This window comes from Nitrosopumilus sp. (genome assembly GCF_025698945.1).
In the GTDB taxonomy this organism is placed as follows: Archaea; Thermoproteota; Nitrososphaeria; order Nitrososphaerales; family Nitrosopumilaceae; genus Nitrosopumilus.
Genome location: NZ_JAILWM010000003.1, coordinates 206,754 through 226,266, shown reverse-complemented (window position 1 = coordinate 226,266; position 19,513 = coordinate 206,754). Strand labels below are relative to the sequence as shown.

Here is a 19,513-nt window from a genome sequence, read left to right as displayed (position 1 = left end):
AACGAATCCTAACATGTTGTTATTATAATTTTAAAATTTAGAATTTATTTTTAAAAACAAGTTCCGATAGAGGAACCTGCCCACCACGTTGAGAGGGATCTTTTGCTTTTTTGCCAACAACTACCATCATAGAAATTAAATGATCAGATGGTAAATTGATCATTTTCCCCACAGCATCATAATCAAATCCTTTCATAGGACACGAATCATATCCCATTGATTTTGCTGCAAGCATTATAGTTTGAGCTGCCATTCCACAAGAACGCATTGCTTCATCACGCTGTAATTCAGTTTTGTCTTTGTATGAGTTTTTTAGTGAAGCAACAAGAGAATTTCTTGACTCTTCAGGAATATTAGCCCAATATCTTTCGGGATTTTTATTCCATGAATTCAAATCAGCACACAATATGATAATCAAAGAGGCTTCAGATACTTGCAGTTGTCCATAAGATAGTTCAGATAATTTATCTTTGATAGTTTGTTCAGTAATTATTACAAATCTCCAATTTTGAATATTATAGGATGTTGGAGACAATATTGCCAATTCAAGAAGTTGTTTAATTTCATCTTCAGTCATCTTATGATTTTTATCAAAACTTTTGATACTGCGTCTCTGTTTTATTGCATCAATTGTATCCATATATTATTGAGATCATGACCAAATTTAATTTAATGAAAATAAATCAGTCTAGATATTCAATCATGCATAGTATTCAAATCATAAAAATAGACATATGAAGAATTTTCAGATAGTGTATTTATTAGGCCAGACAGATAGCAGATCATCTTGAAGATTGCAGTAATGGGAATGGGTGTTGCAGGATCATATCTCATGGCTAGATTAAAAAATTCAGAACACGAGGTTGTCGGATACGAAAGAATGCCTCAAGAAAAACACGATTCAATTTGTGCTTGGGGAACAATAAAACCGGTTTTAGATGAGTTTTGTAAAAAAACTGGGAGAAATTTTGATGATTTTCTAATTCATGATGGAAAAAACATGCACGTAAAGATGAACAATGATGTAAAATTTGATATTGGATTGAAAGGACTATGTACCTATAACAAATTAGGATTAATTCAAGACTTTATCAAAGATTGTAATGTAGTTTATGGGTCTGCACCAAAACTGGAAGAGTTAGAAAAAGAGTATGACATGATAGTTGATTGTACTGGATTTCATAGAGTGTATCTACCAAAATTAAAAGAGGATTTTTTCTTACCAACTTATGAATACAAAGTTGAATATGAGAATGGAGTTCCATATGATGACTTTTACATCGAGCCATTTCCTGGAATGTCAGGATACTTTTGGTATTTTCCACTAGGTGAGAAATGGGCACACATTGGAGCAGGAGATTACAACAAAAATCATATCAAGGCTACTGATGAATTTTTAAAAAAACATGGAGGAAAAGTGATTGCTACCAAAGGACGTCCAATCCGATTAGCCACACCAGATAGATGCAAGCCATATTATTCAGGAAAAGTTGTAGGTGTTGGAGAATCTATTGGAACAGTGTATGCACTTTTAGGTGAAGGAATTATTCCATCAATGCAATGTGTTGAAATTTTCTTGGAGAATATGCATGATTTTAAGGCATATGAAAAGGCTGTAGAAAAACATTACAAAGTTTATGCCAAAGTGTTTAATTTTGTCAGAGCAAAAATTCACAAAGATTTTAATTTCTTCAAAGCACTACCGGACTTCATCGCAATTTTCCGTTACATGAAAAAGAATGAAGACAGATTTGGAATGGATATTAAAATTGCAGATTTAATGAAAGTGGCTAAAGCCTAAGTAAAACTTACAGAGCCAAATCCTTCCCTATTAGTTCTATTAGAAGCCATATTGTAATCATAAATTATTTTGGAATAGTTATTCAACTCTTCTTTCATAGATTCCAAATTATCTTCAAGATAGAACCCAGGACAATCACCTGTAAATTGGTAGGTTGCATGAACACGTGCTATTCCTTTTTCATTCTCCAACCAGCTTGAAAATGGATAAAGATAGCATACTCCAGGTCTATCAGGATGCATGCTACAGCCTCCTTTATCATCTAAAAATCTACAGGATATATGAGTTCCATCATCTGCTTCGGTTTCATCTTTTTTTCTTTTTAGATTAATTGTTGTCATTGTAGTCATTTGACCTGAGGGACCAGGTTCTCGATATGTAACGGTAAGTGTTTCATTTTTTATAAAATCTGAAGGTTTTTGATATTTCAAGCCTTTTCCTATTGTAATTAGATCATCAGATGTCAAAGGAAGTCTTCCCTGCCTATCACAACAATTATGACAATCAGGCCAAAAGCATTTCCATAAAATGTATTTTTTTTGAGAAATCAAATATGGAATATGAAATACCACATCTTTAACTTTGATTGGATAATCAGATACATTAGTGACTTTTCCCAACATAAATTGCCGTAGAATTGGGTCCACTTCCCAATCTTTTTCCAACAAATCTAGTGATTCTTCAATTTCTTTTTGAGACAACTATTAAGTTATAACATCTTTTGCAGATGTTATTAATGTTGAGTGATAAAGGAAAATATGCATCTGCCACTCAAAATAGAAGATTTGTTTGGAGTGAAATAGTTTGGCCACTAATTTTAGAAATCAATGATGTTGCATTTACACTAAAACAATTTCAAGAAAAACGCAATCAAATATGCAAGGAAAAAAATGTAACGATTACAATTCCGTCTAGAGGGTTGGTTTCTCTAATGCAAAAAGGAATTTTGCTAAAAGAAGGTGAAATTTATTCAATTCATTTTAGATTAATACCATACATGAGATTAAGAGCAAATTGTGATTATGCAACTGCAATTCATGAAGTTAGAATGAAATGATTACAACAAATGAATATATTCTAAAACATCAAAATTTCTTCAAGTAGCCCGATAGTCTAGTGGTCAAGGATTCTGCCCTCTGGATCTCAAGAGTGGATAGGCGGAGACGGCAGTTCGAATCTGCCTCGGGCTACTGGTAAAATTATTATCTAGAAGCTTGTGCTATTCTTTCTAACTCATTCTTTTTCTTTACAGAAGGAGCATTTGGATCATTTGAGGCTGCAAGAATAAGTTGTTCTGCCATATGTTCCTCAATTGGTTTTGGATTTGAAAATGTGGATTCTTTAATTGCATCAGAGATAAATTTCAAAGCCAAATCAACCCTTCGAATTGGAGCAACATCAACAGATACATGATATACAGTACCACCATAAACAATTCTTGTAGTATCCTCATTTGGTGCGGAGTATTCAACTGCTCTAACTAAAACTTCTACGGGATTTTGTCCAGTCTTTAAGGCAATTATTTCAAAAGCAGTTTTTACAGTATTGAGAAGTTTAGTTTTTTTACCGGTCATTCTACCAGTATTTTTTGCATATTTTTTACCAAAATGCATTGTTTTGTTAATTAAACGCTCTACAATATTCACATCAGCCTTGTTGAATCGTTTTAGTGCTGAACGACCAAAAGTATAAGGTAAAATTTGTTTTCTTAATGAAATGGCAGTTTTTAATCCAGGATCTTTAACTTCAATATTAGACAAATCCCATTTTCTAAATAGTAGTAAGTTTTTAGTTTCAGCCATTTCTATCTCCTTGGTTTTTCTTTCTTTCCTATAACTAATTCATGAAGTGATGTTCCATTTACTTTGAATACTTTAAATCTAACACCAGGAATATCTCCCATTGCACCACCTTGTGTTGCACCCATTCCTTGAATGTGAACTTCATCGTGTTCATCAATGAAATTCATTGCACCATCTCGTGGCAAAAATGCCGTAACGGTTTTTCCATTTTTAATTAATTGAACTCTAACACATTTTCTTACAGCTGAGTTTGGTTGTTTAGCTGCAATACCTACTTTTTCTAAAACAATTCCTCTTGCTTGCGGAGCACCACCAAGTGGATCAGCTTTTTTATCAATACCAAGTTTTCTTCTCTTATATGTAGAAATTGCCCATCTCTGTTTCTTCTTTTTAATTGTAAGAACTCTACCCGCAAATAATCCAAGTGGTGATTTTTTTGTCAATCATTACATCTCCAATGTAGCGCGTTCAGGACTGTTAATTAATACACTCGTAATATCAAAATATCGTTTAGCTAGCATTCTTGCCTTCTCAGCATTTCTGCCTTCTCTTCCAACTACAATACCTTTCTTTCTTGGGTCTACCATCACTATTGCCTGTTTTGACCCATCGGCTCGTTTATTTATTTTTACTTCATCAACTAGTTTTGAATTCAGTAAATTGGTGAGGAATTTTGCTGGATCTTCATCAAATTCAACTAATTCCACATTTCTTTTAACAATATTTTGCAATGATTTGATATGAGTTCCACCCTTACCGATTGCTAATCCCATCTTACCAGTATTAACTACAAAAATTACTCTATCCTGTTTTTCATCTTCAACACAATCACGTGCAGTTGCACCTGTAACATTTTGGAAAAGAGACATCAAGCGCATTTGATCAGTAGTAAGTTTAATTGATTGTGTCATAAAAATTCCTTTTTAACTCCGAACAAAAAAAGTCTCATTTAAACTTTCATTACTAATGTATCTATTCATTATTTTCCTCAGCTTCAGTATCTTTTAGAATTGATTTGATGTTTGCATCAGTTATTGATGTGAATGAAATTGTGGATATTCGAAATTGCAAGCCACATAATCTTCCTAATGCGACTGAAGTTCCCTGAAAGTTCACCAATGGAATTTTTTCTTTTTTTGCATCTGATTCAATTTTTTCAAATATTTCTTTTTTTACTGATTGAGACAATACAATTAGTTTGGAATTTTTTACAGAGTTCAAAACTTGTTTAGTGCCCATAGTTAACTTATCCTCTTTTAGGGCATCCTTTAATGATTTTTCAAGTATCTTACTCATCCTATTTCCTTATGTCGATCGTCTCAACAGGGCTTTATAGGTTTATTGAAAAATCAATTTAAAAATCCAAACAGTGAACCTAAAGATGAAAATACAAAGCCCATTTCTTCAAAAAAATCAATTGGTTTTTGTTTTTCAATATTAACTAAACCTGTTTTTTCATTTTCTATAGAGTCATCATATGAAATGTTTTCTGGAACATGTTCTATAGAAATAGGTTGGACAGAGTTTTGCATGTTAGAATTTTCATAGAGAATCCATTCTAAATTTTTTCTAGCAGAAAAATAATTTGGATTTTCCTCAAGAACTTCAGTGTATAATATTACAGCATCATTAATCTCTCCTAAATTTGAAAGAGCGTTTGCTTTGTTATTTTTTGCTGGAAGGAAATCAGGATCTATTTTGATGGCTTGATCATAATACACTATTGCTTCAGAATAATACCCCAATTTTGCTAATGCAGAACCTTTGTTTACAAGAAGTTCTACGTCATTTGGGTTTTTTTGTAGAGATTCATCAAAAAACTTCAGCGAACTATCAAATTGACACAATCGATATAGTGCAGGTCCCATCCCATCATAATATGATATGGTGTCAATCAATTTACTTGAATCACATTTTAAATTAATTTCATTCAGCATTTTACCTAATTCAATATCTTCAACAGTTAAGTTGTCTTGTTCTTGGTTTTCATTTTCATATGAAATGTTTTTAGAATTATCATTAATTATTGCAGAATCATTATTTTGTGGTTTATTTTCTAATTCATTATTTTCCCCAACATCAACTGAGACAATAGGGGAATTTGGATTGTTAGTTGAAGGGTTTTGAATTATTTTAGTTTCATTATCAGAAACAACAGTAGGTTCAGGAATTAATTCATCTATTTCTTCTTCTATGGTTTCTTCTTCTATGGTTTCTTCTTCTATGGTTTCTTCTTCTATGGTTTCTTCTTCTATGGTTTCTCCTTCTATGGTTTCTCCTTCTATGGTTTCTCCTTCTATGGTTTCTTCTTCTATGGTTTCTTCTTCTATGGTTTCTTCTTCTATCGAATTATCAACATGTTGTTCTAAGTTTTCATAATAATCAAAAAATGAAGTTGCTTCTGATTCTACATAGTGTGCTTTTATTGAGTAGGTTCCATCAGTTCTAAAATTCACTCCAGATTTTACAAGAAAGCTTGTAGAAAATTCTAAATTAGAATCAATCGTACCAAAATAAAATCCAGTTGGCATTCCAAAGGGATCATAAATTCCAATCAATACAGTGGGAGAATCCAATGTAGAAACTAGTCCAGTGATTTCAATAACATCATTGCCAGTGTATGCAGATTTCTCAGTATAAAGTAGAATAATTTCAGGCTCTACATATTCATCATTAAAAATTTCAGAGTCTAGAAAATCACCATTAATAGAAAAAAAGTGGTTTTGAGATATTTGTCCATAATCAAATTTTATTTTATATTCCCCTGCTTGTTCATAAAATGGAGAATCCAATTGGATAGTTTTTGAAAAGATTTTCTCAGAATCAATTTCCAGATTATTTGCAGAGAGTATTTTTCCATCAGGACTATAGATACTCATAGCAATCACTGGCATTCTATAATCAAGAATTTTACCAGAGATAGTAAGGGAATCTCCTGTATGATATGATTCCTTATCAAAGTCTACTACAAAAGAATCTGCAAAAACATCACTTGCAAGAAGAGGAAATAATGCAGTTAACACTAACGAAATTCCAATTAAATATCCTAACACATCTGTAAAAACCTATTTTTCTATTTAATAATCACGTAGAAATTATACTAATCATTCAACTGAGATTAATTTGAAATTCGGGGAAGACAGAGCAGTAGGATCTTTTAATGATGTCCAAACAAAGGTTTCAATTTGATATGTTCCAGATTTTAGCGGAGTCCAAGATTGAGATAGATCTAAAATCTGATTTGGTGAAATTTCACCCTGAATCCAAGAGATAGATTCCACATAATTATCAGAATCCTTCACTTGAAAAATGTAAACAAATTTTTGCATAAAATTTTGTTGATTTGTAACACTACCAACAATTTGGACTTGATTGCTTTCAGATATTGACTGTAAAGGACTACCTAGACTATCAGAAAGAAAAACAGGTGAACTTTTTAATCTGTCAATAGGGGATACTGATGAATCAATTTTTGTTAAAGTAACTAGTTCTAAATCATCATTGATTGAATATGGTTTTGGCAAGGTATGATCACTATATTTTGCAACAATATTATCACCAGTTATAGAGTACAACCTATTTCCACTAGATGGGGAAGTTTGAGACGGAAAGAATGAAGCCATAAAAGTTCCAGAGCTTTCAGATGTTTCAATGGCAGTAATCTCAATTCCTGCAATGTCGGAATCAGAAGAAACTTGAATCGGTATTTGATCTAGTGCTTCAGGATTGAGATTCATATCAGGATCATCTACTATTACCACTATAGCATCATTTGTAAAAAAAATCTCTTTTGCAAATTGAATTTCTCCCAAATTCCAACTAACTGGAACAGATTTTGTCAAGATGACGCCGTCTGCAAATTCAAATGAAATGGTAATTCCAGAATCTCTATCAACTTCCAAAAAGCCACTTGTAGGACCACTTCCAAATGTTCTAGGGGTAGTGTCTATATCCCCATCACCATCAGCATCATGAGGAAATCCAGTTAATGTAATTTCTGCAGTAAATATTCCTGAGTTAACATCAGTTTCGGTAAATCGATATTGATCTAAGGAATGCTCCCTAGTAGAAATTTTAATTGGATGATCTTGACTGTCACCTATTGAGTTTATTAGAAATTTATCACTATTCCAACTAGGAGCTATAATACTTATTTTTACTTTATCAGTCCAAGTGTAAACGGACTTATCTGTAATAATTGGAGCATATGGATTATCATAATCAGGAATGGTTTCACCATATACGGGCAAAAATATCAAATTCAGTAGCAACAAAAAAAAGAACATACTACAAATGTACAAATATAGAATTTAATGTTTAGTAAAATTTAAGATTCATCTTCAGGCAAAGATATTGCTAAAATATTATCACCACGTAGCAAAACAGTTCCAAGTTTTTCTGGTTTTTCCTCAGAAACATCTTCAGCATCATCTAATGTTAAATTCATATGAATATCAAAATCTTGGAGGACTCCTTGGATAGTTTTTGAGTTACGTAATCGAAGTAAAACAACTTTATTCTTGCTTTTAGCCATTAATGTTGAAATTTCATCTGCCATAATTATCATCTAATAATTTCTATTATTCCTCATTTTTTCTTACTGACTTGCATGTAAAGGTCAACAGTTCCACTTCCAATTGGAATGTTACTTCCGACGATCACATTTTCAGTAATTCCTTTTAGTTGTTCTATTTCTCCTCCAAGCGCAGCATGTGCAATTGTAGGTACTGTAATTTCAAATGCAGCCCTTGCTAGAACACTATCTTTTGTGCCAGCAATTCCATGTCTTCCAATCTGTTGCATATATCCTCTAGAACACATTAAATCAGATACAAGCATGATGTATCTATTATCGACTTCTAATCCTTGATCTTCAAGGGTGTGATTTAATTCGTTAATCAATGCATTTCTTGCAGCCTCAATACCCAATGTACCTGCAATTTCAAAGACATTGTTTGTTCGTACATTTCTTTTATCAATGCCTTTGACTTCTAGAACTTTGGCAATATTAGAACCAGTTGTCTGAATTACCCATTCATCGTCTTTTTGAACTAGTGTTACACGCTCAATATCTGGCACACCCTTTACAGTTGTGTTGAGAACTTTATTTCTAATCGCAATAACTGTTGCAGTATCAGATTCATCAACTAGTTTCAAAGTAATTAATTCACCAGTTGTTTCGATTTTGAATTTTTTATTAGAGCCAAGTGCTGCTTCAACTTCTGCAATTGAACATCCTCTTTCTCTTAGTCTATTCTCACTTAGAATTAATTTAATTTCAGTAGAATAATCAGTTTCACTTGAAGAAATCAATGCACTAACCTTTGTTTGCAACACATTACGTGCAACTTCAATAGCTTTTTCTCGATTTTTCTTTGATTCCTCATCAAGATAGATATCCATGGTTGGAGTTACAGGTTTCTTTCTAGCATCAACTAATTCAATTAATCTTGGAAGACCTAATGTTACGTTTCGCTCTTTAATTCCAGCAAAGTGGAATGTTCTCAAAGTCATCTGGGTACCAGGTTCACCAATAGATTGTGCGGTGATAATTCCCACAGCTTGTCCTGGTTCCACTTGGGCATTATTGTATAATGATAATCCTTTTTTGCATACTGCTTCAACTCCTTCTTTACTAAGATTAGATGCATGTAATGCATCAATAACAAGTGTAGTCAGTCTTGGGTTGAAAGTTTTAGTGTATTTCTTTGCAAGAGTGTCAATTTCTTCTTTGGTTGCTTTTTTACCAGAGTCAATAATAGTTTGAGATTCGGCTAATCTACTTGCGTTAAATGCTTCACCATGATCACTTTTTGCGACATCAATACCATCTTCACCATAAAGGAATTGAACTATGTGACCGTGTGGATCTCTTACAGTTCCATCATATTCTAATCTAATGTGTTCTAATGCATTGATCAATCTACGTTGCATGTAACCACTTTGTTGTGTTCTAACTGCTGTATCGACTAACCCCTCTCTACCACCCATTGCGTGGAAAAAGAATTCTAATGCAGAAAGTCCTTCTCTGTAATTTGATTTTACAAATCCATGAGCATCAGGATTGTTATCATGTTCCTGATAATGTGGTAATGCACGATTATTGTAACCATCATGTAATCTGTTTCCTCTTCTTGATTGTTGACCTAATGCTCCTGCCATCTGACCTACGTTAAGAGATGATCCTCTGGCACCAGTAGTAGCCATAATTTTTCCAGCATTTGAGTCATCAAGAGAATCATTTGCAGTAGAACCAGCTTTGTCTCTTGCTTTTCCTAATTCATTAACAATGTATGCTTCTAATGCTTCTTCAGCTTTCATACCTCTTGTAAGTTTGAGTGTTCCTTTCTTGAATTGTTCTGTAAGATCAGCTACAACATCATAAGTCTCTTGAATATCGTTTAGAATCTGTTGTCTCTCTTTTTCAGGAACTTCAAGGTCCCCAAATCCATAACTAAAGCCATAATGAGTGATGAATTGTTTTACCATAATTAGAATAGAATTAAGGAAGTTTTTGCCTACTGCATTACCATAGTCTTTAGTAATTCTATGCAATACACTTTCAGGCTCTTCTGCACCAATGGATGTTTTATCAATCACACCACTGATTAACTCACCATTTTTAATTACAACATCTTTAGGAGTTCCTTTTGTTCCCTTGGACCACTTTGATGTAAGAACATAGTTGAAGTCTTTGGGAAGGAATAATGAGAATAATTGTTTACCAGTGTAAGCTGGACCATCTTTTGTCTTTGTTGCAGGTTTTGGAAGTGGATCGATGTAACCACCAAGCATTGCATAATTTGAAAATTCTTGTACAGAAAGTGTAGTATCATCTTTTGTGAGAAGGTATGCGCCTGTAACAAAGTCTCTAAGGGCTCCAATAATTGGACCACCATATCTTGGTGAGATTAATTGATCTTGAACTCTCATGAGAAGAATTGCTTCTGCTCTTGCTTCTTCACTTTGTGGAACATGAAGGTTCATTTCATCACCATCAAAGTCAGCGTTGTATGGTGGACAAACAGAAGGATGTAATCTAAATGTCTTGCCTGGAAGGACACGAACATAATGTGCCATAATTGACATTTGGTGAAGTGATGGTTGTCGGTTAAACATTACAATGTCACCATCAGCAAGATGTCTCTCAATCAAGTATCCATTCTCAAGAGTTTCTGCAATTGTAGAACGATCTTCTACAAAATCCAATCTAATTTTTACACCATCAGGTCTCACAATATAATTAACACCTGGGAATTTTTCAGGCCCATTAATTACGAGTTTTCTCATTCTTTCAATATTCCATTCAGTAACAATTTCAGGAATTGTTAATTTCATTGCAACTTGTTCTGGAACTCCAACTTCAGACAAATCCAAGTTTGGATCAGGTGAAATTACAGTACGACTTGAAAAGTCTACTCTTTTTCCAGATAATGATCCTCTAAATCTTCCTTCTTTTCCTTTTAATCTTTGAGTTAATGTTTTAAGAGGACGACCAGAACGATGATGGGCTTGTGGGATTCCAGAAACTTCATTATCAAAATATGTTGTAGAGTGGTATTGTAACAAGTCAACCAAGTCTTGAACAATTAATGGTGGAGTTCCTGCTTCTTTACTTTCTTTGAGACGTTGATTTACTCTAATGATGTCAACCATTTTGTGAGTCAAGTCATCCTCAGATCTAATTCCAGTCTCAAGAATAATTGATGGTCTAACAGTTACAGGTGGTACTGGTAATGCTTGTAGAATAAACCATTCAGGCCTGGCAGTAATTGGATCATATGATAATAATTCTAAATCTTCATCAACAATTTGTGAGAATCTCTCCCTAATTGTAATTGGAAGTAATCTATGTTCACCAATTTCAGTTTTTTCAACGAAGATAGTAGGTTTTGTGAAAATTAACTCATACTGCGTTTTTCCACAGTGTGGACATTCCTTTGCTTTTTTAGCTTTCTCAATAATTTGTTCGGGGATACGTTTTTGAGAAATTACAGTATATGCAGCATGTTTGTCTTTAATTTTTTTGAATGCATCTAAATCTTCTTGAGGAACTTTTAGTCGTGCACAAGAACGACATGTAGATTGTAATAATTTGTAAATATTATCAATAAATGCAATGTGTAATATTGGCTCTGCTAGCTCAATATGTCCAAAATGCCCCGGACATCTTGCTGCGGTATTTCCACAAGTTAAGCATTTTTGTCCCGGCTCCAGAGTTCCAAGTCTGCCATCCATGAGACCTCCTTGAACTGGCATTCCATCTTCATCATAAGTTTCAGGTGCAGTAATTTCAGCAACAGAGTATTTTCTAATCTCAGTTGGAGACCATACAGAAAAACGAATTCCATCTATTGCTTTAATTGCTTGAACAGACATCAGATTTTCTCCTTGATTAACAATCGTGGGGCTACGTTAAGACTTTGCATCTCTTGTAATAGTAGTTTGAATGCATATGCAACTGACACGGATGAAACTTTGGCTTTATCACCACAAACTCTGCATACATAGCGTCTTTGTTTAACATCATGATATGCAACTAGACCACATCTTTCACATACAAAAATATCTGATTTATCAGATTCGTCAAGTAATCTATCTTTGAGTATCATTGAAGCACCATATGCAATTAAGCAATCTCTTTCCATTTCACCAAATCTAAGACCACCACCTCTTGCTCTTCCTTCTGTGGGTTGTTTTGTTAACATTTGAACTTGTCCACGTGCTCTTGCATGTATTTTATCTGCAACCATATGGTGTAGTTTTTGGTAATATACAACTCCAATGAAGACATGGACTGGAAAAGATTTACCAGTTCTTCCATCATACATTATTTCTTTACCAGAATATTCAAAACCATGTGCATCCATTACTTCTTTAACTTCATCCATTTTCTCTCCAACAAATGCAGAACCATCAAATCTTTTACCACGTAGTGCTGCTGCCTTTCCACAAATTGATTCCATCATCATTCCAACAGTCATTCTTGAAGGGAAAGCATGTGGATTAATTAAGACATCAGGAGACATTCCATTTGCAGTATATGGTAAATCTTCTGCTTTAGCTAAAATTCCAAGAACTCCTTTCTGTCCGTGTCTTGATGCAAATTTGTCACCAATTTCAGGAATTCTCATATCTCTGGCTCTAATCTTGTACATTTTTCCTCCTTCGTTTGATTGAGTCATTACAACAGTATCTACAACTCCAGTTTCTGAAGGCCTTACACCAATTGATGTATCTCTTCTGTAAGGACCAGTTGATTCAAACTCTCTATATTCTTCCATAAATCGAGGAGGACTAGTTTTGCCAATCAAAATATCTCCACCTTTAACTGGAGCCTCTGATGCAACTACTCCATCTTCTTCAAGTAATCGGTATGCACGTTCTCCTTTGTAGCCTCTAATATTATCTTCAGCATTTGGGATTTCAAAATTATCACGCATTCCGCCGGGATATTGTTTAGCTTCTGCATCATAGATTCTATAGAAAAATGTTCTACCTAATCCTCTATCAACTGAAGACTTGCTAAGAACAATTGCATCTTCAATGTTGTAACCATCAAATGGCAATACAGCTACAATACAATTCTGACCAGCAGGTCTATCTTCTAGTCCCAACAATTTCATTGCTTTAGTATTAACGATTGGAACTTGAGGATACAGCATAAAGTGCTGTCTAACATAGGTACTTGTATTCATCATAGGAGTAGAGAATCCAAGACTTTGTTTTGCCATAGCAGACTCGTATGTATTTCTTGGAGATTGGTTATGTTCAGGATATGGAATGATTGAAGCTCCTGCACCTAGAATTGCTGGTGGGAAAACTTCAAGATGAGTATGTTTCTTTGTATCTTTTTCATCTAGTGTAACATAACAATTTTCTTCTTCATTTGCATCGATTAATTCTAAAACTCCCATTCTCAAAAGATCAGTCCATGAAAGTAATTTTTTAGAAATCTTATCTAATAATTCGGTAGTTAGCAAAGCTTTGTTGTCTTTGATAATTATCAATGGTCGTAAAACACGACCAGCATTACAATTAACATAGAGTCGTCTAGTTGAGCCTTCAATTTCAGATTTATGGAAAGAGACTCCAACATGAGGATGAATTTTTGAGTTTCTTCTAAGTTCTCTTAAAGATTCTGCAAGTTGTTCGCCATCTTTAAAATATCCAATTAGTCTACCATCAACAAAAATTCTTGTTCCATCTTTTTTCAATTCTTCTTTAGCATCAAAAAAGTGAACGGTTCCAAGATCGTATAGTTTTTCTACAATTTCTTCAGAAGGTACATTAACTGAGATAATTCCAGATAGTGCAAGATTTTTTACCAAACCACAATTTGAGCCTTCAGGAGTTTCACTTGGACAAATTCTTCCAAAGTGAGTTGCATGTAAATCTCTTGCTTCAAAGTTTGGCTGAGTTCTGCTAAGTGGGGATTGAATTCTTCTAAGATGACTAATAGTTGAGAGATAGTTTGTTCTATCAAGTAGTTGAGTCACACCTACTCTACCTCGTCCCCAGTTTCCAGTTGCAATAGCATTGTTGAGCTTATCAGTAATAATTCCAGGTCTAATTGCAGCAGCCACAGCATTAATTCCACGTTTTTGTCCAGATCTTTCTAATTGGTATTTCATATCCCTTACAAGATTTCTAAATGCAGTTCTAAACAGATCTGCTAACATTTGTCCTGCAAATTTGATGACTTTATTTCCATAATGGTCTTTGTCATCAGGTCTTATCCAACCAAGTTTTAATTCTAATAACTTACATGCTGCTTCACCTAGGAATTGTGCTTTTTCTTTTCTATTTTCAGGATGCTTACCTAGGTGAGGCAATAATCCCCAATCAAGTAATGTTTCAGCTCTTTTGATTTGGAATTCTTCAAGCATTCCAGGTGCAATTCTTTTACTAATGTAAACAATCGCATCTTTTGAGGTTGGAACATCACCTGCTTTCTCAAATGATCCTTCTAATTCATTTTGAAGATCATCAACAAGTGAAACTGCAGCTGCAATTTCCCTATCAGATTCTAATCCAAGTGCCCTCATTAGTGTGACAACTGGGATATCAACAGGAGAACCAGGAATTCTTGCAACAATTAATCCATCATTTTTCATTACAAGTTCTAGTTTTGCACGATAACCAACAATAGAGGAATATACTTTAGCTTTGAAAACAATATTTCCACCAACCGTTTCTCTATCAACAATAATTTTGTTATAGGATAAATCTTCCAATCCTACAATGACTCTCTCAGATCCATTAATGATAAAGTAACCACCAGGATCATTTGGATCTTCCCCATGCTCAACTAATTTTTGAGTAGAAAAATTATGCAAGATACATGCATTGGACTTTGCCATTACAGGTACATCACCAATATGGACAAATCTGGATTCCAAAATTTTTCCATCTTCAACAACACTTGCCTCCATCATTACAGGTGCGGAATAAGAAACATTTCTCAATCTAGCTTCAGCAGGAGTGATATGAGTGATTGAACCATCAAGTTCCATCATTCTTGGTTGTTGTAGTTTTACTTTTCCTAGTTGAATTTTGTATGGGTATTCTGCGTTTTCAATATCAATTTGCCCTACTTCATTGATAATACTTTGAAGACCTTTTTCTAAAAATTCGTCAAAAGAGTTAAGATGTTGTCTTGCAATACCTTCTCGTTTTAAGATATCTTGTATTACTGGCCAACGTTTTGTTGAGGGATCTGCCATCTAAATTTCCACCACGTATCGATAATAGAGACTTTCACCAGCAGTTGGGCTTTTTCTAGTGATTTTAATTACATCACCTGGTTTAACACCTAGTCCCAATATTGCAGGATCGTTTACAAAGATTAATGGTAATTCAGTAGGTTTACAATTGTATTTTTTTAGAATTTCTTCTGCTTCTTGTTTTGTAATAATTTCATGTTTTGGAACATAGATATGATCAGGTACTAAAACTTGATTTTTCTTAGTTGCCATCTACAAAACCTCCAGATCGAACATTAAATGTAACAGCAAATAATACACACAAACTGTAAAAAATTCACGCTCAGGTTAATATATATCTAATCTGAAATTCGTTAAACGCTGCGTTTTTTCTTGTTTGTCAACAAATTTTTTCACAACCTTAAATAAGATAAATTCAGGCGTAAGATTGATGAAAACTCATCTATCGGTGTTTGCCTTATCTGCAATCTTAATTGTAAGTATTGGCATGGCACCAGCATTTGGACAAATACAAAGTTCGATTGTTGTTACTACAGATAAAACATCCTATTCACAGGGTGAAATAATCATGGTAACAGGTCAAGTCAAAGAACTGTATTCTGGAACCCCAGTTAGTGTAATAGTCAAGGCTCCTAATGGAAACTTGGTATCAATTGCACAAGTAACAGTTGGTGCTGATAAAAAATTCAGTACTGAAATTACTGCAGGAGGCTCTTTGATGAAAGCAGCTGGAACATACACAGTTACAGTTCAATACGGAACCGAAAATCGTTCAGCAACAACAGAATTTGAATTTGGGGGTTCTACAACACCACCAAAGGGTCCTATAACTGGCAATACAATTGCAGTTGAAGGTTCTAGTGATTTAATAAGATATACAATCACAGGCGGCAAATTACTTAGTGTAATGCCTGATGTGGATGCAAATTCACTGATCATATCTATTGATGCAACTAGCGATGGAACATTAACCCTAACAATTCCAAGATCTGTAATGGATGCAACAATCAATGGTGAAGATGACGACTTCTTTGTCTTAATTGATGGAGAAGAAGTAGACTTTAGTGAAACAACAACATCAACAGACAGAACACTCACCATAGCATTCCCAGTAGGGGCTGAAGAAATCGAAATAATCGGTACATTTGTAGTCCCAGAATTTGGTACAATTGCAGCCATGATTCTAGCAGTAGCAATTATCTCAATAATTGCAATCTCTGCAAAGTCAAGACTTAGCATTATTCCAAGATACTAAATTTCATCTTTTTTCTCTTTTTAATCATCCCCCAATCATGGATTTACAAAAATTAAAATTTAATTCAAAAAAATCTCTGAAATTATATTATTCTTAAAACATTTGGCAGACTTCCTTACTAATGAATTAAAGTATGAATCAATAGATCGGAATAAAAATGGGTAAACGTCTGATCGTAGATAGGTAAGGATGAAAATATTCTTTTTAAATATACATAAATACCAAAAGATTGTTGGGTTGAAATAGGATGAATTTTAAACGTTCAACAACATCAATGGCAATAGCCCTTTTGGCACTGTCATTAATTTCAATGACCTCAATTCAACAAGATGCTTCTGCTGCCGCTGTTCAAGGAATGGCTGTTACAGTAACAGCTGATAGAAATTCAGATACAATCACCTTAACAGGAACAACAATTTCAAAAATGAATGATGTTACATTTAGAGTGACATCTCCAAGTGGAAACAATGTAGTTGCCATCGGTCAAGTATCACCGGATGATAATGGTAATTTTGGAACCCAATTCAAAATTGGTCCAACATGGACTGAGAATGGATTCTATACAATCAAAGCAATGCAACAAAATTCATTGTATTCATTAAAAGTACTTGTTGAAGTAGCAAATGGAATGGCAAAAAAGACATCTGTAACTGAGTCTAACTTAGAAACAGGAATCTATAAGCCATATACTCCAAATGTTGCAAAAGATGCAGGACTTGAACTTTATGCAGATGCAGTATTGGGATCTACAACTATTGAGATTTCAGGAACAACTGATAGAGTTAGTCAAGACATCACTTTGACAGTAACAGCACCAAATGGAAATAAAGTATCAGTAGGTCAAGTATCACCAATGCTTAATGGAGAATTTACTACTACAATCACTACAGGCGGACCTCTTTGGAAACAAGATGGAATTTACACTGTAACTGGAAAGCAATTTGATGATCCAAAATATACTGCTTCAGCTGAAGTAGATATTAGAGAAGGAGTCGTAGTGCCAGAATTTGGTACAATTGCAGCCATGATTCTAGCAGTAGCAATTATCTCAATAATTGCAATCTCTGCAAAGTCAAGACTTAGCATTATTCCAAGATACTAAGTTCACAACTTTTTTCTCTTTTTAAATATACATAAATAGAGACAGATGCAAGTCGCAATAAGATGAACAGCCGTACGTCGTTCGCGCTACTAGCCCTTTTGACTGCAGTCGGTACTTTAACCATGTCATCAGCATATGCTGCTGATAGCAATAATTTGCCACCAGCATGTGTACAGTGTGAGCCAGAAAATGCAAAAACATCAGCTAAAGAAGCTCTGATGAGATCTATTCCAATATCAGTTTGGACAGATAAAGCAGAATATGGTCATAATGACATGATTATGGTAATGGGTCAAGTAGCAAATGTAGCTTCGGGATTTTCAGTTACAGTGACTGTTGTAAGTCCATTAAACTCCATTGTTACAATTGATCAAGTCAAGGTAGCAGAAGATGGTAGTTTTGAGACTAAAATAAATACAGCAGGTGCTTTATGGAAATACGATGGTACCTACACCATTAAAGTAAACTATGGAAATACTGAAAAAAGTAACAAAGTCCAAGTTGAATTAACTGGTGGAGAAGCAATGGTAAAACCAACAACACCAAGTGCAACATGCGGTACAAATGAAATTACTGCAAGTGGTAAATGTATACCATACAGCATTACAGGTGGAACAGTAACCAGTGCAAAAATCAATACTGATGACAAATCAATAGTCATTAACATCAACGCTAAAGATGATGGAACCTTAACAGTAACTCCAGCAAAATCAATCCAAGACGGTATCTTCATGGTACTTGTTGATGGAGAAGAATGGAATGATGTTCAAATTGATAAGATTACAAACAAAGTAACAATCATGTTCCTAGCAGGCGCTGAGAAAATTGAAATCATTGGTACCTATGTAGTCCCAGAGTTTGGTACAATTGCAGCCATGATTCTAGCAGTAGCAATTATCTCAATAATTGCAATCTCTGCAAAGTCAAGACTTAGCATTATACCAAGATACTAAAATCACAACTTTTTTCATTTTTTCATTTTTAATAGTAAAGGAAATATACAAATGTGCATTTCAAACGTTGTGGATTCTAGAATAGTTTATGGAATAATTTCTTTGTTAATATTTTCAACTGGAACAGCATTTGCACAAGAATCTTTAATTTCTGTTCAAACAGATGATAATCTTTATGATGAAGGTGATACGATTGTTATTTCTGGAATTGTTTTAACTAAAGTGGGTGATACGCCAGTTACATTACAATTGTTTTCTCAAGGAAATTTAGTAGATATTGCACAGATTAGCGTAGCAAAAGATGGAAGTTATTCACACACAGTTATTGCAGAAGGTCCTCTTTGGAAAAATGCTGGAGTATACACAGTTAGAGTCTCATATGGAGAAGGAAATATAGCTGAAGCTGAATTTGACTATAGTCCAAAATCAAAATCATTTACAACAACAGAAATTTTTGAAGTAGATGCTGGAAATCAAGGTACATTTGATGTAGAATACAGCATCAAAGGAGGATCAGTAATTGATATGATAGTAGATTCGGATATTTTTGCATTAATAGTCCAGGTAGATGCCACAGATAAAGGAACTATAACATTAGATTTACCTAGAGAATTCATAGGCGCTGAAAAACAAGATGGTAAAGATGATGCATTTATCATACTAATTGATGGAATAGAGGCCCCATATCAGGAATCAGTTGTACATGCAGATTCTAGAATAATTACCATAAACTTCGAACAGGATGATTCAGATATTGAAGTAATTGGAACTTATGTTGTTCCAGAATTTGGAACTATTGTTCTAATAATTCTAACCATAGGAATTTTATCAACAATTTTAGTTTCACGAAACAAATTACAAATTAATTACTAAT

Annotated in this window: 18 protein-coding genes and 1 tRNA gene; 7 read left to right on the top strand and 12 right to left on the bottom strand. The window is 34.0% G+C overall.

All coding sequences use genetic code 11. From position 1 onward, the window contains the following. Positions 1 to 37 precede the first annotated feature (37 nt). Entirely contained in the window at positions 38 to 640 is a 603-nt protein-coding gene (locus K5790_RS08110; protein WP_297594021.1) for a nitroreductase family protein, read from the bottom strand. Between the two features lie 147 nt (positions 641 to 787). On the opposite strand from K5790_RS08110, the gene K5790_RS08105 reads away from it, so the two are divergent. Then, the gene (locus K5790_RS08105) at positions 788 to 1,801 is read left to right on the top strand and encodes an NAD(P)/FAD-dependent oxidoreductase (RefSeq protein ID WP_297594019.1); all 1,014 of its coding nucleotides are present in this window, start codon (positions 788 to 790) and stop codon (positions 1,799 to 1,801) included. On the opposite strand, the gene K5790_RS08100 is transcribed toward K5790_RS08105, so the two are convergent. Then, a complete protein-coding gene (locus K5790_RS08100; protein WP_297594017.1) occupies positions 1,798 to 2,502 on the bottom strand; it encodes a YkgJ family cysteine cluster protein in 705 nt (234 codons plus the stop codon). The genes K5790_RS08105 and K5790_RS08100 overlap by 4 nt on opposite strands. 35 nt (positions 2,503 to 2,537) lie before the next feature. Here K5790_RS08100 and K5790_RS08095 point away from each other — a divergent pair, with 35 nt between their 5' ends. Continuing rightward, positions 2,538 to 2,858, top strand: coding sequence for a hypothetical protein (locus K5790_RS08095; RefSeq protein ID WP_297594074.1), 321 nt, complete (start codon positions 2,538 to 2,540; stop codon positions 2,856 to 2,858). A gap of 45 nt (positions 2,859 to 2,903) precedes the next feature. Beyond that, positions 2,904 to 2,991: transfer RNA gene (locus K5790_RS08090), tRNA-Gln, on the top strand. 12 nt (positions 2,992 to 3,003) lie between these two features. On the opposite strand, the gene K5790_RS08085 is transcribed toward K5790_RS08090, so the two are convergent. From K5790_RS08085 to K5790_RS08040, 10 genes are all read right to left on the bottom strand, one after another. Next, positions 3,004 to 3,603, bottom strand: a complete 600-nt coding sequence (locus K5790_RS08085) for a 30S ribosomal protein S7 (RefSeq protein ID WP_297594015.1) — start codon at positions 3,601 to 3,603, stop codon at positions 3,004 to 3,006. Between the two features lie 2 nt (positions 3,604 to 3,605). Then, the gene (locus K5790_RS08080; RefSeq protein ID WP_297594013.1) at positions 3,606 to 4,046 is read right to left on the bottom strand and encodes a 30S ribosomal protein S12; all 441 of its coding nucleotides are present in this window, start codon (positions 4,044 to 4,046) and stop codon (positions 3,606 to 3,608) included. Positions 4,047 to 4,049: 3 nt separating this feature from the next. Further along, positions 4,050 to 4,514 (bottom strand): NusA-like transcription termination signal-binding factor, encoded by a 465-nt coding sequence (locus K5790_RS08075; protein WP_297594011.1) that lies wholly within the window; start codon positions 4,512 to 4,514, stop codon positions 4,050 to 4,052. A 61-nt stretch (positions 4,515 to 4,575) separates the two neighbouring features. Continuing rightward, a complete protein-coding gene (locus K5790_RS08070; protein WP_297594009.1) occupies positions 4,576 to 4,899 on the bottom strand; it encodes a ribosomal L7Ae/L30e/S12e/Gadd45 family protein in 324 nt (107 codons plus the stop codon). A 53-nt stretch (positions 4,900 to 4,952) separates the two neighbouring features. Next, on the bottom strand, positions 4,953 to 6,656 hold the full coding sequence (locus K5790_RS08065) for a tetratricopeptide repeat protein (RefSeq protein WP_297594007.1): 1,704 nt from the start codon (positions 6,654 to 6,656) through the stop codon (positions 4,953 to 4,955). A gap of 51 nt (positions 6,657 to 6,707) precedes the next feature. After that, the gene (locus K5790_RS08060) at positions 6,708 to 7,853 is read right to left on the bottom strand and encodes a hypothetical protein (protein ID WP_367182875.1); all 1,146 of its coding nucleotides are present in this window, start codon (positions 7,851 to 7,853) and stop codon (positions 6,708 to 6,710) included. A gap of 77 nt (positions 7,854 to 7,930) precedes the next feature. Next, entirely contained in the window at positions 7,931 to 8,161 is a 231-nt protein-coding gene (locus K5790_RS08055; protein ID WP_297594004.1) for an LSM domain-containing protein, read from the bottom strand. A 29-nt stretch (positions 8,162 to 8,190) separates the two neighbouring features. Beyond that, complete coding sequence (locus K5790_RS08050) at positions 8,191 to 11,982, bottom strand: DNA-directed RNA polymerase subunit A' (protein WP_297594002.1); 3,792 nt, start codon at positions 11,980 to 11,982, stop codon at positions 8,191 to 8,193. Beyond that, a complete protein-coding gene (locus tag K5790_RS08045) occupies positions 11,982 to 15,329 on the bottom strand; it encodes a DNA-directed RNA polymerase subunit B (protein ID WP_297594000.1) in 3,348 nt (1,115 codons plus the stop codon). Before K5790_RS08045 ends, K5790_RS08050 begins: the two co-directional genes overlap by 1 nt. Next, positions 15,330 to 15,581: a DNA-directed RNA polymerase subunit H gene (locus tag K5790_RS08040; protein ID WP_297593997.1), complete on the bottom strand. Its 252-nt coding sequence runs from the start codon at positions 15,579 to 15,581 to the stop codon at positions 15,330 to 15,332. A gap of 178 nt (positions 15,582 to 15,759) precedes the next feature. Here K5790_RS08040 and K5790_RS08035 point away from each other — a divergent pair, with 178 nt between their 5' ends. The 4 genes from K5790_RS08035 (at position 15,760) to K5790_RS08020 (ending at position 19,512) form a co-directional block, all read left to right on the top strand. Next, on the top strand, positions 15,760 to 16,584 hold the full coding sequence (locus K5790_RS08035; RefSeq protein ID WP_297593995.1) for a PEFG-CTERM sorting domain-containing protein: 825 nt from the start codon (positions 15,760 to 15,762) through the stop codon (positions 16,582 to 16,584). Positions 16,585 to 16,831: 247 nt separating this feature from the next. Next, entirely contained in the window at positions 16,832 to 17,686 is an 855-nt protein-coding gene (locus tag K5790_RS08030; RefSeq protein ID WP_297593993.1) for a PEFG-CTERM sorting domain-containing protein, read from the top strand. Between the two features lie 122 nt (positions 17,687 to 17,808). Continuing rightward, entirely contained in the window at positions 17,809 to 18,639 is an 831-nt protein-coding gene (locus K5790_RS08025) for a PEFG-CTERM sorting domain-containing protein (protein WP_297593991.1), read from the top strand. Between the two features lie 69 nt (positions 18,640 to 18,708). Then, the gene (locus tag K5790_RS08020; protein WP_297593989.1) at positions 18,709 to 19,512 is read left to right on the top strand and encodes a PEFG-CTERM sorting domain-containing protein; all 804 of its coding nucleotides are present in this window, start codon (positions 18,709 to 18,711) and stop codon (positions 19,510 to 19,512) included. The last annotated feature ends 1 nt before the right edge of the window (position 19,513 follow it).